The 15613-nt window shown below is 45.1% G+C and carries 9 protein-coding genes; 3 read left to right on the plus strand and 6 right to left on the minus strand.

What is annotated here, in order from left to right:
- Nucleotides 1-201 precede the first annotated feature (201 nt).
- The 3 genes from AM228_RS11240 to AM228_RS11250 all read right to left on the minus strand — a co-directional run bounded on the left by AM228_RS11240 (nucleotide 202) and on the right by AM228_RS11250 (nucleotide 6555).
- Nucleotides 202-2022: a M3 family oligoendopeptidase gene (locus tag AM228_RS11240; protein ID WP_054466250.1), complete on the minus strand. Its 1821-nt coding sequence runs from the start codon at nucleotides 2020-2022 to the stop codon at nucleotides 202-204.
- 388 nt (nucleotides 2023-2410) lie between these two features.
- Nucleotides 2411-2836, minus strand: a complete 426-nt coding sequence (locus AM228_RS11245) for a response regulator (RefSeq protein ID WP_054466208.1) — start codon at nucleotides 2834-2836, stop codon at nucleotides 2411-2413.
- Nucleotides 2833-6555, minus strand: coding sequence for a chemotaxis protein CheB (locus AM228_RS11250; protein WP_054466209.1), 3723 nt, complete (start codon nucleotides 6553-6555; stop codon nucleotides 2833-2835). The genes AM228_RS11245 and AM228_RS11250 overlap by 4 nt, the downstream gene beginning before the upstream one ends.
- A gap of 872 nt (nucleotides 6556-7427) precedes the next feature.
- On the opposite strand from AM228_RS11250, the gene AM228_RS11255 reads away from it, so the two are divergent.
- Nucleotides 7428-8792 (plus strand): TrpB-like pyridoxal phosphate-dependent enzyme, encoded by a 1365-nt coding sequence (locus tag AM228_RS11255; protein WP_054466210.1) that lies wholly within the window; start codon nucleotides 7428-7430, stop codon nucleotides 8790-8792.
- Between the two features lie 603 nt (nucleotides 8793-9395).
- Here the strand turns inward: AM228_RS11255 and AM228_RS11260 are convergent.
- Nucleotides 9396-9851, minus strand: a complete 456-nt coding sequence (locus tag AM228_RS11260; RefSeq protein ID WP_054466211.1) for a Dps family protein — start codon at nucleotides 9849-9851, stop codon at nucleotides 9396-9398.
- The gene (locus AM228_RS32405; RefSeq protein WP_156331702.1) at nucleotides 9841-10155 is read right to left on the minus strand and encodes a hypothetical protein; all 315 of its coding nucleotides are present in this window, start codon (nucleotides 10153-10155) and stop codon (nucleotides 9841-9843) included. Before AM228_RS32405 ends, AM228_RS11260 begins: the two co-directional genes overlap by 11 nt.
- Before the next feature lie 90 nt (nucleotides 10156-10245).
- On the opposite strand from AM228_RS32405, the gene AM228_RS11270 reads away from it, so the two are divergent.
- Nucleotides 10246-10668, plus strand: a complete 423-nt coding sequence (locus tag AM228_RS11270) for a hypothetical protein (protein WP_054466213.1) — start codon at nucleotides 10246-10248, stop codon at nucleotides 10666-10668.
- Between the two features lie 217 nt (nucleotides 10669-10885).
- Nucleotides 10886-12673 (plus strand): aspartate--tRNA ligase, encoded by a 1788-nt coding sequence (aspS, locus tag AM228_RS11275; RefSeq protein WP_054466214.1) that lies wholly within the window; start codon nucleotides 10886-10888, stop codon nucleotides 12671-12673.
- A 188-nt stretch (nucleotides 12674-12861) separates the two neighbouring features.
- On the opposite strand, the gene AM228_RS11280 is transcribed toward aspS, so the two are convergent.
- The gene (locus tag AM228_RS11280) at nucleotides 12862-14898 is read right to left on the minus strand and encodes a calcium-binding protein (RefSeq protein WP_054466215.1); all 2037 of its coding nucleotides are present in this window, start codon (nucleotides 14896-14898) and stop codon (nucleotides 12862-12864) included.
- Nucleotides 14899-15613 lie beyond the last annotated feature (715 nt).

Here is a 15613-nt window from a genome sequence, read left to right on the forward strand (position 1 = left end):
AACTTCTGGAGCATAAGAGTGCAGGGGTGCGGAGGTGCAGGGGTGCAGGGGTGCAGGGGTGCAGTAAATGTAGGGTGTGGGGAATCAGAAACCAGGTTTCTCTTATCTATCCCACAGATAACTTTAATATCCTAAAAAGAAACCGGGCTTCTCAGTAGCACCACTGGGGAATTATAAGCCCGGTTTCTGAGTTAGAAAGACCTACAAAGTCGCTTGCAGTTGGTCTAACAGTCCTTGAATATAATCTAAAGCACTGCGAATGGTGGCGGTATCTTCAATATCCACATCCACATATTGCCGCAAAGCTTCTACTTGATTCAGACTACCCCCTGCCGCTAATAACTCCAAATATCCAGGGATAAAGTCTTTGCCTACTTGCCGATATTTTTGATAACAAGCAAGGCTGACAATATTAGAAGCGGTGTACTGGTAACAATAGAAAGGTTTAAAGAAAATATGCCCAATTCGTGACCAATCATATTGATGTTCCGGCAACAGTTCTATGGTATCACCGCAGAGATTACCGTATAGTTTCATCCATTTTGCATTGACGAATTTCTGGTCAAAACTGCCCGACTCAGCGCGATCGTGAATCGCTAATTCTAACCGGCTAATGGTACTTTGGCGGAATAGTAAATTTAGCTGGTCTTCTAACTGCCGAGTCAGCAGGGATTTACGCAAAAATTTATCATCTCCCGCATCTTTCAGCAGGTAATCCAGCAATAATAACTCATTAAAAGTTGAGGCAACTTCTGCTAATACTAACGGCGGGTTACTATTAAAGTAAGATTGCGCCCCATCGATCCAAGCAAAATGTAAGGCATGACCCATTTCATGGGCTAGGGTAAACACTGAGTTGTAATCGTTGGTGTAGGACAACAATAAATAACTATGTTTGCCGTGGGAATAGGCACAAAAAGCGCCGCCTCGTTTGCCCGATCGCACTTTGGCATCAATCCAATTTTTGATAAAAAATTCTTCCGCACGACGGGCATAATTAATATCAAATTGATCCAGGGCTTCTAAGAGAGTTTTCACCCCAGTTTTATAGTCAACACTGGGCAAAGGTTTCTCATCACCTTTCGTCCAAGGAGCATAAATATCACAAATGCGGACTTTTTGCCCTAATGCTTCTCCTTTGAGGCGATAGTAACGCTGGAATAAATCAAAGCGGCTGCCGGTTCCTTCCATGATTGCCCGAAACACAGGTTCGGACACTTCATCGGCTAATAATTGTTTATGTAAGGTGGATTTGTAGCCCCGCATTTGGTTCTCAATGCGATGGTCTTGGGCGACAATATTGAGAATATAAGCATAAAGAGAATTATGCTGTTTCAGGACATTTCGCACCGAGTTATAAGCTTGCTGACGCACTTCGGGAGAAGGGTTAAACAATAGGGCACTTAATTCGGCATCGGTACTGGCAGTTTGACCTTCTGGGGTGGTGACAGGTTCATATTCTTGTTCCCCCAAATGTACCGCCCGCAATTGAATAAATGCTTGGCGTCCAGTTAAACTATCTTGGTTGCGGGTTTGTTCGACTTCTTCTGCTAGTTTATGGGGGCGAAATTCCGCAATTCTATCCAGATAATGGCGATATTGAGATAAATCGGTGGATGACTCTAACTGAGCAAATTTTTCGGTATCGATTTGTTTCAATTCTAGGTCAAAAAATAGAAGCTGATTTTCAATTCCCGTGAGGGCTTCCATTACTTTGTCTAAGAATTGTTTAGCCTCAGTGTTGCGGGTATCCGCAGAAAAAATTAGGGATGGAAAAGCGTAAAGATAACCGGATTTTTGCCCGATCGCCTCTAAAGTTTGTAAGCAATTGGCAATTTCTGCGGGGGTGAGGTCGCTGACTTTACCGCGATAGGTTTCCCGAAATTGGGCCGCTTGTTGCTGCAACGCTTCTAAGTCTTGGCTGAGTTGCGGGTCATCAAACCCTTGGTAAAGGTCGGATAAGTCCCACTCTTGGGGACTGTCTAGTTGGGCGATCGCGTCTGAAATAGTTGTCTGTACCAAAATCAATCTCCTGGTCAGTAATTAGCCTAAATGTTTGTATTGTAAAGCGATCGCACCGACTCAGACGCAAAAATTCTTTCGTAAGTCCGCCTGGGGTTAAAATCCCTACCTAATAGCGAAAGATCCGGCGGGGATTTTAATCCCCGCCTGTAGGGGTCAACGGCCGTTGACCCCTACAGGCGGTTAAAGCCGACTGAAATGTTAGGAATTGGTTTTAATCTCCGCCGGTTGTTGCAACTGGTGCAAGATTTCAGTTGAAACCGACTCTCTACTATTGCCACAAAAGTTTTTGTAGCGAATCCAGTCGGGAATTTATTCTCCCAAAGGGTTCTTTTTAAAGGCAGATCGCCATTAGACAGGGAATTTATTCCCTGTCGGGTGGTAGCTTTCACGTTACGCCAACATTCGCCTGATTATTTTGATTAATTTTTTCTAATTCTTCTTCAATCTGATTCGCTAAATGTTCAAAATCAAAAGGCTTGGAAACAATTTTGACTTGACTCAAATCGAGCAAATTTTTCGGATCTTTAAGCTTGAGTTTGGACGTGACAAACAAGACGGGAATATCCTGGGTTTTTGGATCCGCTTGTAAGCGGCGGAAAATTTCAATGCCATCAAGTTCGGGTATCATCACATCGAGCAAAATAGCATCGGGTTTTTCGTTTTTAGCCAAGGCTAAACCATCTAGGCCGTTACTCGCTTGTAAGACTTCCCATCCGGCCATTTCCTCTAAATAGATGGTAATCAGCTCTTGAATTGAACTTTCATCTTCAATGCTTAAAATCCGTCTAGATGTTACAATTTGATTACTCATCGTGTTTCTGGGTGTTTCTGGTTATTTTGAATTAAAGGAATTGAGAAGTAAAAAGTGCTGCCCACATTGATTTGGCTTTCTACCGAGATTTTGCCGCCATGTAGTTCGACAATATGCCGACAAATCGCTAATCCTAAACCAGAACCGTCTTTTTGTCGAGCATCGGAAGAATCGACTTGATAAAAAGATTCAAAAATTGTATTAATTTTGTCAATGGGAATTCCTCGTCCACGATCTTGAACTTTGAATAAAACCCAGGCATAATTGCCCGCAGTAGGCGCCATATCAGCGATTGCTTCACTTGGGTGATTGGACTGAATCTGTTCTACCACAAAATTAATTGAGGTGCCAGGATCGGAAAATTTGATGGCATTACTGAGCAGGTTGACCATTACCCGAATTAAGCGATCGCCATCGGCATAAAATTCTATATCTTGGGGAACTACAGTGAGGGAAATTGCCGCAGCATCGGCCAGAGGCTGAATCTGCTGAACTGATTGGCGCATCAGTTCAGCAGCTTGTACCATTTCTTTGTTTAAACGAGTTCTGAACGATTGCAGCCGCTCTAAGTCGAGAACATCGTTAATAAAGTTGACTAAACGTTGGGTATTCTCACTGGCCATATTAATTAAATGCTGACCCCGCTCCGAGTCCAGAGCTACCATTTTACTGGATAACAGCTTCAAAGATCCTTGAATTGCTGTCAATGGGGTACGCAGTTCATGGCTGATCACTGAAACGAATTCATCTTTGATTTTTTCCATACCTTTGCGATCGCTAATATCCCCAATCAAGGCAAAAAACCCTTGGGCTTGATTCGCGTTCAATAGATGAGGAATATAACTCACTTGTACCCAACGCTTGCCCAAATTGGGAATCGGCCATTCCATATCAAAGTTGATAGTTTCACCGGCCAGGGCTGCTTGAATATAACCCTGAATTTGGTGATAAATCTCTTCACCGAGTACCTCTTGCAGATGCAGTCCCTCAGTTTCCGCCGCCGATCGCCCGAACCAGAGTTCATAAGTCGCATTATTAAAGCGATAGCAGCCCAAATCATCTACATAAGAAATCCAAACAGGCAACGCATTAGTAATCAGTTGTATTTGTTGGGAACTTTGGCGCAATTTTGCTTCAGCTTGTTGGAGTTCCGCATAGAGATGTTCTAAATTAGCTTGGGCTTGCTTAATCTCGGTGATGTCGATAAAGGTGATCACCAAGCCTTCGCATTCATCGCGCTCACTCAAATAGGGATGAATTCGCATCAGTAAATGCTCCCCAGTCCCATCAAGAGTCACCTCCTGGTTAACGGTTTGTTCATTGGTCAATGCTTCGTTCAGAATATCTATTAGTTTGACCGAGGAGAAATTACAGGACAAGTGGGCGATCTGGCGTTGCAGATCCGACTCCAGCAGATTAATCGCTTTGGTGGCAGGGGGAGTAAATTTACGAATTTTTAGGTTTTGATCCAAGAAGACCACGCCAATATTCGTGGTTTGCAGCAGATTATCCATATCATTGTTCAGTTCGGTTAATGCCTGAATCTTTGACTGATACTCGATGTTTACCGTATAAAGTTCTTCATTCACCGAATGCAGTTCTTCGTTAGTGCTTTGCAGTTCCTCATTAGAGACGATTTGTTCTTCATTGGCGGCTTGCTGTTCTTCGTTGGTGGTTTCCAACTCTTCAATAATCACCTGAAGATTTTCGCGAGTTTGCTGAAGTTCATATTGCAATTCCTGAATATGCTGAATCGCATCCGCATCTAACTCAAAATCTAAATCATATGCTTCCCCTGCCGGAAATGGCACTTCCTCTTCAAACACCACCATCAAAAATGCTTCGCTTTTGGGGTTTTTTTGGTGATATGCGACTTTGAGTCTAATCATGCGGATCTGATCATCCTCTTGATTAATTTTAATGCCCGTGTACAGCACCGGATTTTTTTCTCTTTTTGCCCGGTGTAAAGCGGTGGTCAGTGGTAATTGTAAAGGCTGGGGTAAGAGGGAGCTAATCTCTAAACTTGGTTTGCCGACGGGAAACTTGAGCAGTTGAAACCCATCATAAAAGGTATGAATCAAATAGTTATCCATATCTACCAACAGACAGGTGGTGCGGTGATCGCCAAAACAGAATTGAAAAATATCTTCTAGGATTGGATCAAATCTATTTGGGCTTGGTTTCAACCTTTGAGGCACGGTTTCTGGCATTAAAATCGGCGTCTTCACAATCGGCAAAATCGAGAGTTGAATGTCTCGGCGCTTTTGATAGATTTTCCACTTGGGATGAATCGAAATAAACTCCGATTCCAGGCTGCCGAGAATTTCCGCACTACCGAGGAATAAGATTCCTTGACTGCCTAAGGAAAAATGCAGCATCCGCAGCACCTGCATTTGCAAGGGTGTCTGCATATAAATCAACACATTCCGGCACAAAATTAAGTTCATGCCGAAAAATCCAGCATTTTTGATTAAATTCTGGGGCGCAATAATCAAGCGCTTGCGGAGGTGCGGTTTAACCACGAAATGATCGGACTTTTCGATAAAATATTTTTCCAGTCGCTCTGGGGAAATTTCCCTGACAATCGAATGAGGATAGATTCCTTCAGACGCAAATTCTAAAGCGTTGGTGTCGATATCCGTGGCAAAAATCTTAGACATGATCGGTTTCTTGCTTTTGGTGATCGCTTCATCCACCAACATGGCGATCGTATAGGCTTCCTCTCCCGTCGCACAACCCGCCACCCAGATTCTTAATTCTCGCTGCGGTGGCAAATTTTCGATCATCGACGGCAACACCTGATTTTCGATAAATGTCCAGGCTTCCGGGTCGCGGAAAAATTGCGTCGAATTAATCAATAAATCTTGGATCAATAGCTGGCGCTCATCCTCGGAATTTTCCAGATATGCAATATAATCCTCAACTGATGAATACCCGTTTAAAGAACAGCGATGGTAAATCCGTCGGGTTAAGGTGCCAGTTTTGTACAGAGAAAAATCGATTTTCTCCTGAATTTCCAAAACCCGAATCAGTTTATTAAGTTGGACAGATTCAATGCTATGTTTTTGGTAATTAGCTAAAGTAATCTGGTTGGCAATTCTCACGATTTCTGCGATCGTCTGGGCTAAATCTTCGGCAGATAAAATCTCATCAACTAAACCTGTGGGCAAAGCATTTTGACTCATCCCGGTAAATTCGGCGCTTTCCGGGGACTGGATCATCGCGATTCCTCCTGCCTGGGAAATGGCTTCTAATCCTTCCGTCCCATCGCTGCCGGTCCCCGATAAGAGAACAGCGATCGCTTTACTTTTATAACTTTTGGCAATAGATTTAAAGCATAAATTAATCGGAAATGTATCCCGTTTTAAACCAAGATTTACCAAAGAAAATTTTCCATCTTCAATGGTGACATTTATCTTCCCCGGCATCACATAAATTGCCCCCGCTTCTAGGGTAATTCCGTCGGCAATTTCATAAACAGGTAGCTGGGTTTTTCGCTCCAGCAATTCTTTCATCAGACTCTTAAAATTCGGCGATAAATGTTGAATAACCACAAATGCCGCTTGAATGCCCACAGGGATGTATTGGAAAAATTCTTCTAACGCCGAAAGTCCTCCGGCAGAAGTGCCAATTCCCACCACCACAAAACCATCAGCATCCGCAGATGAGTGGGAATTATCGGAATTAGATGGGGGGGTATTATCTGCTTTTATTGACATAATTTTTCAGGTCTGGCTCCAGTTTGTCAGTAAATGATGACATGAAGGAAATCAGGACGAATGGCCACAGGCCCCGACAAAGGCTATGCCCGCCGATCCATGTTAAATGAACCGTGAACCTAGCCCAAGCAAACTATTGAACTTCTTTTGCTACAATGGTTTGAGCCTGGTTTGGCTCTGATAATTGGGGAAAATCCCCGGATTTCATTGGTGTTGATGGATTGGCCGCCATCTCATAAGCAAGTTCCCTGGAAGCAAGCAATTATAAGCAATTATATAGATTGTTGAACCTTAAACTAATTATATATTAAACCAATTATATATATTTTGGGTAATTTTTCAGGGAAAAAGTTAACTATCTGCTGAAAAAAGCCAGATGCTCAGAAATTTTTTTCCGTAGCAATCCCCAATTTATTAGATCATTTATTAGATCATTAGAGCAATTTTGAGATTTCGCGGTTTTCGCTCTTGCCAAGTAAGGCAGGCATCAACAAAGAGGCGATTAGGAAATGCTAGATATTTTGGCCTGATGCGGGGCTGGTCGATCTCCGGTCTATTCCCTCACAGCTAAAATTTAGCCCCATGAAAAGATTTAAAGTAAAAAAGTTCTGAAACATAGCACCAGAATAAAAGCAGATTACAGCAACTTTCCGCGTTAATCTTTTAGGGGCGCGGCTTGCGCCTCCGCGCCCCCAGGAAAAATCGTTATTTCATGTAGGGGAATGCGGGGGGGGGCGAAGCATTCCGGTCGTAAATGCTTGATTTTAACCACAAATATCTGCCGGAATGCTTCGCCCCTACAGGGGTACTCTATTGGAAAATGCTATAAGCGTTAAATCATTTTAGAATCAGTTTAATTTCTGAACAACATTATGGACAAGAGCAAATACATTATTCCCGAAAACCTTATGCCTCCGGCTTGGTATAACATTCAGGCGGATATTCCAGTCCCCGTTCCTCCAGTTATCAACCCAGGAACCGGGCAGCCAATTACACCTGCTGACCTCGAACCAATTTTCCCAATGCCATTAATTGAACAAGAAGTCAGCCAGGAACGTTGGCTAGAAATTCCTAGCGCGGTTCAAGCCATTTATCAACAGTGGCGACCCAGCCCCCTTTATCGGGCGCGACGATTAGAAAAAGCCCTGGATACTCCCGCGAAAATCTATTATAAATATGAAGGAGTCAGCCCTGCGGGAAGTCACAAACCCAACACCGCCATTCCCCAAGCTTACTATAATAAAATCAGCGGCATTAAGCGCCTGACCACGGAAACCGGCGCCGGACAATGGGGTTCTTCTTTAGCTTTAGCCGGTTCTTTCTTTGACCTAGACATTGAAGTCTATATGGTCAAAGTTAGCTATCACCAAAAACCCTATCGACGGGCATTTATGGAATCGTTTGGGGCGAAAGTTTTCCCCAGTCCCAGTGGCGAAACGAATGCCGGAAGATCGATTTTAGAGAAACACCCGGAAAGTACCGGCAGTTTGGGCATTGCCATTAGTGAAGCGGTAGAAAAAGCGGTGCAATCCCCTGATACCAAATATGCTTTAGGTAGCGTGCTGAATCATGTATTATTGCATCAAACAGTTATCGGTTTAGAAGCCCTAACTCAGTTAGAAATGGCTGGGGATTATCCTGATATTATTGTGGGCTGTACCGGGGGCGGCAGTAACTTCGCGGGGATTGCCTTTCCTTTCCTGGGTAAACAACTGCGGGGGGAAGAAAAAGCGATTAAATTTGTGGCGGTGGAACCGGCAGCTTGCCCCACTTTAACTAAGGGAAAATATGCTTATGATTTTGGGGATACAGCCCAGTTAACTCCTCTGGTGAAAATGCATACTTTGGGCAGTGGCTTTGTCCCCCTAGGAATTCATGCGGGGGGTTTACGTTATCACGGGATGGCACCGTTATTAAGTCATATTCTGGAGTTAGGTTTTATTGAACCAAAAGCTTATGCTCAATTGGGTTGTTTTGCTGCCGGAATTACTTTTGCCCAAGCGGAAGGAATTCTACCGGCGCCCGAAGCAAATCACGCAGTAAAAGGGGCGATCGATGAAGCTTTACGTTGTAAGGAAGAGGGGGTGAGTAAGACTATTTTATTTAATCTCTGTGGTCATGGTAATTTTGATATGCAGGCTTATATAGATTATCAAGCCGGTAAGTTACAAGACTATGAATATAGTCCTGAAGAAATAGCGATGGCGTTAGCTGGTTTGCCGGTGGTTGCTGGGTAGAATTAGAAACCCGGTTTCTGGGAAAAACCGGGTTTCTGACTGTCGGCGATCGCTTTTACTTGCTGCTTAGACCAGAGAAACCGGGACAACAGGGAACACCTGAATTGGTAAATTCCATTTTTCAAATAAATGATGTAAAATCTAGAATATATCGGTCAATTATTGCCAAAATTTAACCGATGAATTAATATCAGAAATTACCCTAAAATTAGCACCGGATCGACGCTATTTGATTACCATTGAAAACGAAGATAGCCCCGATTGAAAAGAAAATGCTTGGGATGTATTAAAAGCTTGGTCAGGAAAAATTGAATATCCCTCAGATTGGTCAATAAATCACGATCATTTTATCATGCATTGATCCTGGATAATTTTAATAATTAGCAAAGGTTTGATTAATCCGAAAACAGCGATCGCACCCAGCCTTCGCACAACAAAACCGGGTTTCTGTCGTAACTTTTACTATCTGAAATAAATTTAATCCAGAAACCCGGTTTTTCATCCGGTTAACTAGAAGGTGCGTTAAGGCTGGAATAAAGGTTAATTGTTTTTCCCTTAAACTGCCGCGAACGGCACCCTACCCTGAAAAACCCGGTTTTTGAGTTATCCTAAAAGACTTCTCAACATCCAGGCGGTTTTTTCGTGAACCTGCATCCGCTGGGTAAGTAAATCAGCGGTGGGTTCGTCGCTGACCGCTTCCACAAGGGGAAACAGGGAACGGGCTGTTCGCACCACCGCTTCTTGTCCTTCCACCAGGAGTTTAATCATTTCTTGGGCGTTGGGTACTCCTGGGGTTTCCGGGATCGAGGAGAGTTTGGCATATTCGCTGTAAGTACCAGGGGCGGGGAAACCCAAGGCGCGAATTCGTTCGGCGATTAAGTCTACCGCTAAAGCCAGTTCGTTGTACTGGGCTTCAAACATCAAATGTAGGGTCTGGAACATTGGCCCAGTGACGTTCCAGTGGAAATTGTGGGTTTTTAGGTATAGGGTGTAAGTGTCTGCTAAAAGTCTCGACAGTCCATCAGCGATCGCCTGTCGGTCTTGTTCATTAATGCCGATATTGACTGGCTTTGTGTTTCAGCCATAATTCCTCCGGGCGCAAGCATTGCGCCCCTACTAAAAAACTTGTTGGGCGCTTTTTTGACGCTCCTACGGGTAATTTTACCAAGATTTTCCCAAGATTTTCCCAAGATTTTCCCAAGATTTTCCCAAAAATATTGACGCAAAAAGTGGCAGATATAGAAAGTCCGATCAATTGCTTAGAGGTGGCTAGAGGTACGGAAAGGAAAGGCGATCGCCTGAAAAACGCGATTTCTGAAAGCAGCCCGGTTTTTGTCTGGAAGCGCGATTTTTTCGCCCACAAAAAAATCACGCTACAATCAAGTCAGAAGCGCCCCTGGGCGCTTACTCATAAGTAAAATAAGTAAATTGATTGATTTCAGGAAACAAAACCATGACTACCGATAAAGATTCCGCAATTGTGGAAGTGAGCGTAGAAGCCAAAGAGGTCACCGCGACTACTGAACCCGAACCGAAGACGGCGGATGAACTGAAAGAGGCGACAGAGGCGCTAATTGAGGCGATTAAGAATTTGGCCAAGGCAGAAATGCAAGCGGCTGGCGATTTCAGTCGGGAAGCTTATCTCAAAGCAGTAAGTCAAGCTAGGAAAAATATCGAACAGATTAAACTGATTGACCCAGACAGATTTGAGAAAGCGTTTCTCCAAGTGCAGAGCGAAGGGGAGAAAAACTGGAATGGCGTGTTAAAAGAAATGCAAGACCTTGCCGATCGCTTCACCAAAGCTGCCCAAGCGGCTTGGGAGGTGCTGACCGCGCCGAAAAAAGATGACAAAGACGATCGAGCGCCCAAGGAATAGACCTTTGGGGGAATTTTAGGCAGTGTCTCGCCAATCCTGAGTTAAAATTTGCCGATCGCGCGATCGGGGCGATTCTGAAATTGCCCCGATTTTTTCTGTTGATTGTAGCCATGAATGCTAGATAATGATTAAGCTTATGCCTGATCGGTAGATCAGATAAGTGTTAATTGGCAAAAAAAGCCTACCGTTTACCGTTCACTAACCCAGATCCACAACCATGAGAACCCACTATTGCGGCCAACTCCATAGCGAACATATCGGAGAAACTGTCACCCTCTGTGGATGGGTAGACCGTCGCCGCGATCATGGAGGCGTTATTTTTATCGATTTGCGCGATCGCAGCGGCGTCGTTCAGATCGTCAGCGACCCCGAACGCACCCCAGCTTCATACGCCGATTGCGATCGCCTTCGCAACGAGTATGTGGTGAAAATTACAGGTCGAGTCAGCCAACGCCCCGAAGAATCCCGAAATCCCAGATTACCCAGCGGCGAAATAGAAATTTACGCCGATCGAATTGAAGTCCTCAATGCGGTTCACAAGCCTTTGCCGTTCCAAGTTTCCAGTGCTGATAATGAGTCGGTGCGCGAAGAGTTGCGCTTAAAGTATCGCTATTTGGATTTGCGCCGGGAACGGATGGCGCGGAATATGCAGCTACGTCACCAGGTGATTAAAAGTATCCGCCGGTTTTTAGAAGACCAGCAGCATTTTATGGAGGTGGAAACTCCGATTTTAACTCGTTCCACTCCCGAAGGGGCTAGGGATTATTTAGTTCCTTCACGAGTAAACTCCGGGGAATGGTATGCTTTACCACAATCACCGCAATTATTTAAACAGTTGTTGATGGTAGCCGGGTGCGATCGCTATTATCAGATTGCGCGTTGCTTCCGGGACGAAGACCTCCGCGCCGATCGCCAACCAGAATTTACCCAATTGGACATGGAAATGAGTTTCATGTCCTTGGAAGAAATCCTAGAACTCAACGAATCTTTAATTTGCCATATCTTCAAAACCATTAAAGATATCGACATCCCCCGACCTTTCCCGCGTATTACCTATAAAGACGCGATGGATCGGTATGGAACCGACCGACCGGATACCCGTTATGGTTTGGAATTAGTCGATGTTTCTGACTTAGTAAAAGACTCTGGTTTCAAAGTCTTTTCTGGGGCTGTAGCATCCGGGGGGATTGTGAAAATTTTGCCAATTCCTGAAGGCAATGCGGCGATTTCTAATGTGCGGATTAAACCCAAAGGCGACTTATTCCAAGAAGCCGTTGAAGCCGGTGGCCAAGGGTTAGCCTATATCCGGGTGAAAGAAGATGGGGAAATTGACACAATTGGCGCAATTAAAGATAACTTAACCCCGGAACAAAAAGCGGAATTGCTGGCGCGTACCCAAGCAAAACCCGGCCATTTATTATTATTTGGGGCTGGTCAAACAGCGATCGTCAATAAAACCCTAGATCGCCTGCGCCAAGTGATTGCCCGTCAACTGGGAATGGTTGACCAAAATAAAATTAACCTACTTTGGGTGACAGATTTCCCCATGTTTGAGTGGAATGCCGATGAGAAACGCCTCGAAGCATTGCACCACCCCTTTACTTGCCCCAATCCTGATGATTTGGCTGATATCAAAAACGCCAGAGCCCTAGCATATGATGTCGTCTACAACGGCCTAGAAATTGGTGGCGGTAGTATGCGGATTTACCAACGGGAAATTCAAGAAAAAGTCTTTGAGGCGATCGGATTATCCCCGGAAGAAGCCTACAACAAATTTGGCTTTTTACTGGATGCCTTTGACTTCGGCACACCCCCTCATGCGGGCATTGCCTACGGCTTAGATCGCTTCGTCATGTTATTAGCAGGCGAAGAATCAATTCGGGATGTCATCGCCTTCCCCAAAACCCAACAAGCCCGCTGCTTGTTAACAGGTGCTCCCGCTTCTGTAGACACCAAGCAATTAAAAGAATTGCACGTTGCTTCTACTTATAAACCAAAAAGTTAAGTAGCTTTAACTAGCTTTAACTAAACTAAAACCACAGAGGCACAAAGGACACAGAGAAGATATAAAAAATCTCTTTGTGTTCTTTGTGTCTTTCTGGTGAAATTATCCGCGATCTCACTTAAAAAGCACCCAGGCTTTTTGAATAACCTGGGTGCTTCTTTTGCCGACTCAAAAACGGACTTTGAGAATTAGAAGATCACGATGTCGTTGACGTTGACAGAACCAGTTTGAATGGTTGCGATCACCGACAAGCCAGTTAAACCAGTATTCGCGTTACCACCACCGTTGAAATCCCAGTAGAGAGTACCACCGCCACCGGCATTGGAGTCAAAGACAATCGCTGGCAGAGTAGTCGAACCGCCAGAGAATGTACCGCCGAGACTGCTGTAATTTTGGTTGGCTCCAACTGAGAAGAAGTCTAAGCCAGTACGCAGGTTTTGTCCAGGTGCAGCTAGGTTAGCTACTGTGGCACCAGATGCATCAGTATTACCGAATGCAGTAGAGCGCAGGTAAATCTTATCGGTGCCCGACTCAAAAGCAGTTATGGTATCGCGGATATCGCCGTTGCCTGCATAGTAGAAGCCATCGAAACCAGCATGACCAATCAGACTATCAGCACCGACACCACCATACAGGGTGTCAGAACCAGCGCGACCGGCTTCACCACCAAGGGTGTCAGCATTTCCGCTACCGATGAAGAAGTCATTTCCTTCGCCACCAATCAGAGTATCGGTCTCGCTACCAGCAACCAGAACATCATTTCCGGCACCACCGTTCAGGATGTTTCCAGTGGCATTTAGACCAAATAGAGAGTCGTTGCCTTCACCACCGAGTAAGGTATTGGCAGATCCAGTAACATTCAAGGTGTCATTGCCCAAATCTCCGGACAGGTAGGAATTAGCAGTCGCTAATAAGCTATCGGTTCCTTGACCACCATAGAGGCTGGCATTTGCTCCAGTGCCCACCAAAGTGTCATTACCTTGTTGACCAAACATCAAGCTGCGAGCTCCCGCAGTCAATGAGTCATTACTCGTGTCGGCGGTGTTTACCATACCTCCACCATATAAGGTATCGCCAAAGTTGCCTGTTGGGTTACTACCCACCAAGGTGTCAGCGCCGACACCACCGTAGAGCAGGTTGGTGCCACCAGTAGTAGCGACGTTAATGGAGTCATCGCCAGCACCACCCATCAGGGTGCTGCCACCAAAGACACCGAAAGAATTATCCATCACGAGGGTGTCGTTTCCATCGCCGCCGTCAACATAACTTTGGACGCCATAGTTGCGGATGGTGTCGCTGCCTTCACCCCCCAGCAGGGTATTTCTGCCGCGTAAGCCACCGAAGGCAATCAAGCTGTCGTTGCCATTGCCGCCATCTAGGAGAGCATTTTGCGGTACACCATTCAAATTAACAGTAGCACCTTGCAAGGAGGTGTTGCTATTATTATTAGCCGTCGTCGCGATATTACCCAACAGCATCAGGGTATCGTTTTCTTCTCCACCAAAGAGGCTGTCGCGATCGCCCAGACCAATTACCAAGTCCTTACCGAGGTCGCCAGAGAGATAGTTTTTACCGAGGTTATTGGGTGGATTTGCCCCAGATGTGGTGACAACACCGACCGCACCAGTGGTTGAAGAGACAGTACCACCAGAGATATTGCCGGTACGGATGCCGATATTGCTGATCTGAGTATTTAAGGGTACAAACCCGCCAGTACCACCACCAGCGGTTCCAGAGGATGAGAGTTCGACAACCTGGATGGTGTCGTCGCCTTTACCACCGTAGAGAGTGTCGCTGCCCAATCCAGATCCACTCAGGAAGTCATTCCCAGTGTTGCCATAGCCTAGGTTGCCACCACCGCCAGCATTACCAAAGTTGAAGACATCATTACCATCGGTTTGGTCGCCGTCACGGGGGCCACCATAGACCGTATCTTTGCCTGTGCCACCGAAGGCTTCAAACAGATCGTCCCCTAAATCCCCAAAGAAGAGGCTACCACCGGCTAAACTGAGCAGGCGGTCATTCTCTTGACCTCCATAAAGAATGTTTCCCGCAGCCCGTGAGGTTAGAGAGTCGTTGTCTCTATTTCCGTAAAGGAGGCTGCCGCCGAGAGTCGATGTAGTGAGAATATCACTCCCGTCTAGACCTATTACTGTGTCCTGGGCTGGAATCGTATCACTCCCAAGAGTCAGAGTATCGTTAAATTGACCAAGTATTTGAACCATGAACGTATTTCACTCCTCATCCGTGTTCGTGTTTTCCTGGTTTATGCTGCCGAGGCAGACCTGGTAGAAAACCTTGAATGTTAATTTAGCATCTCCGCTAACAATATTGCCTCCTCTTTGGCAAAGATTTGACAATACGCTTTGATTTTATAGGCGATCGGCCTGTTTTGGCCAGTTTACCCATTACATCGTTCTTTATTGGTTAGAGATGATTTATAGCTGATTTATAGCCGATCGGTGACTAAGTTGGCAAATGCCCAACTTTGTTAGGACTTACGCACTTCGGTCGATCTTTAGGGTAATGCACGGGGCAATCACCCCGGTTGCCCCTGAGCCCTGAGCGAGGTCGAAGGGTCGAAGGGTGGTTGCCCTTATTATTGGAGTAAGTGCGTAGGTTCTGTTTGTTTTGTTCTTTATTCACTGTCAGACATCGTGGATCTGGATAAAGTTCCGATTTCAGGAACCTTTGACAATCCATCGAATCTTTGATTTTCTTTGCTTATTAGTTGAGTGGTTTTGCCAATCTTGGTTAATCTTTGCTAATCTTTGCTAATCTTTGCCAATTTTAACTAATCTTTGAATGATCGCTCAATATTAGCATAAATAGGATAGACCTCTGGCAAAATTCTAAAAAGTCCCCACCCCTCTTGGATCGGGGGGATATAGGGGGGATCTAGGGGGGGTGGGGGGGGATCGAAGCCGGTATTTTGCAAGA

This window comes from Planktothricoides sp. SR001 (assembly GCF_001276715.1).
GTDB lineage: Bacteria > Cyanobacteriota > Cyanobacteriia > Cyanobacteriales > Laspinemataceae > Planktothricoides > Planktothricoides raciborskii.

Excerpts from the sequence above, each read along its gene's own strand:
- AM228_RS11255 (WP_054466210.1), top strand. The coding sequence starts at position 7,428 with ATGGACAAGAGCAAATACATTATTCCCGAAAACCTTATGCCTCCGGCT.
- AM228_RS11280 (WP_054466215.1), bottom strand. The coding sequence starts at position 14,898 with ATGGTTCAAATACTTGGTCAATTTAACGATACTCTGACTCTTGGGAGT.
- AM228_RS11250 (WP_054466209.1), bottom strand. The coding sequence starts at position 6,555 with ATGTCAATAAAAGCAGATAATACCCCCCCATCTAATTCCGATAATTCC.
- AM228_RS11270 (WP_054466213.1), top strand. The coding sequence starts at position 10,246 with ATGACTACCGATAAAGATTCCGCAATTGTGGAAGTGAGCGTAGAAGCC.
- aspS (WP_054466214.1), top strand. The coding sequence starts at position 10,886 with ATGAGAACCCACTATTGCGGCCAACTCCATAGCGAACATATCGGAGAA.
- AM228_RS11245 (WP_054466208.1), bottom strand. The coding sequence starts at position 2,836 with ATGAGTAATCAAATTGTAACATCTAGACGGATTTTAAGCATTGAAGAT.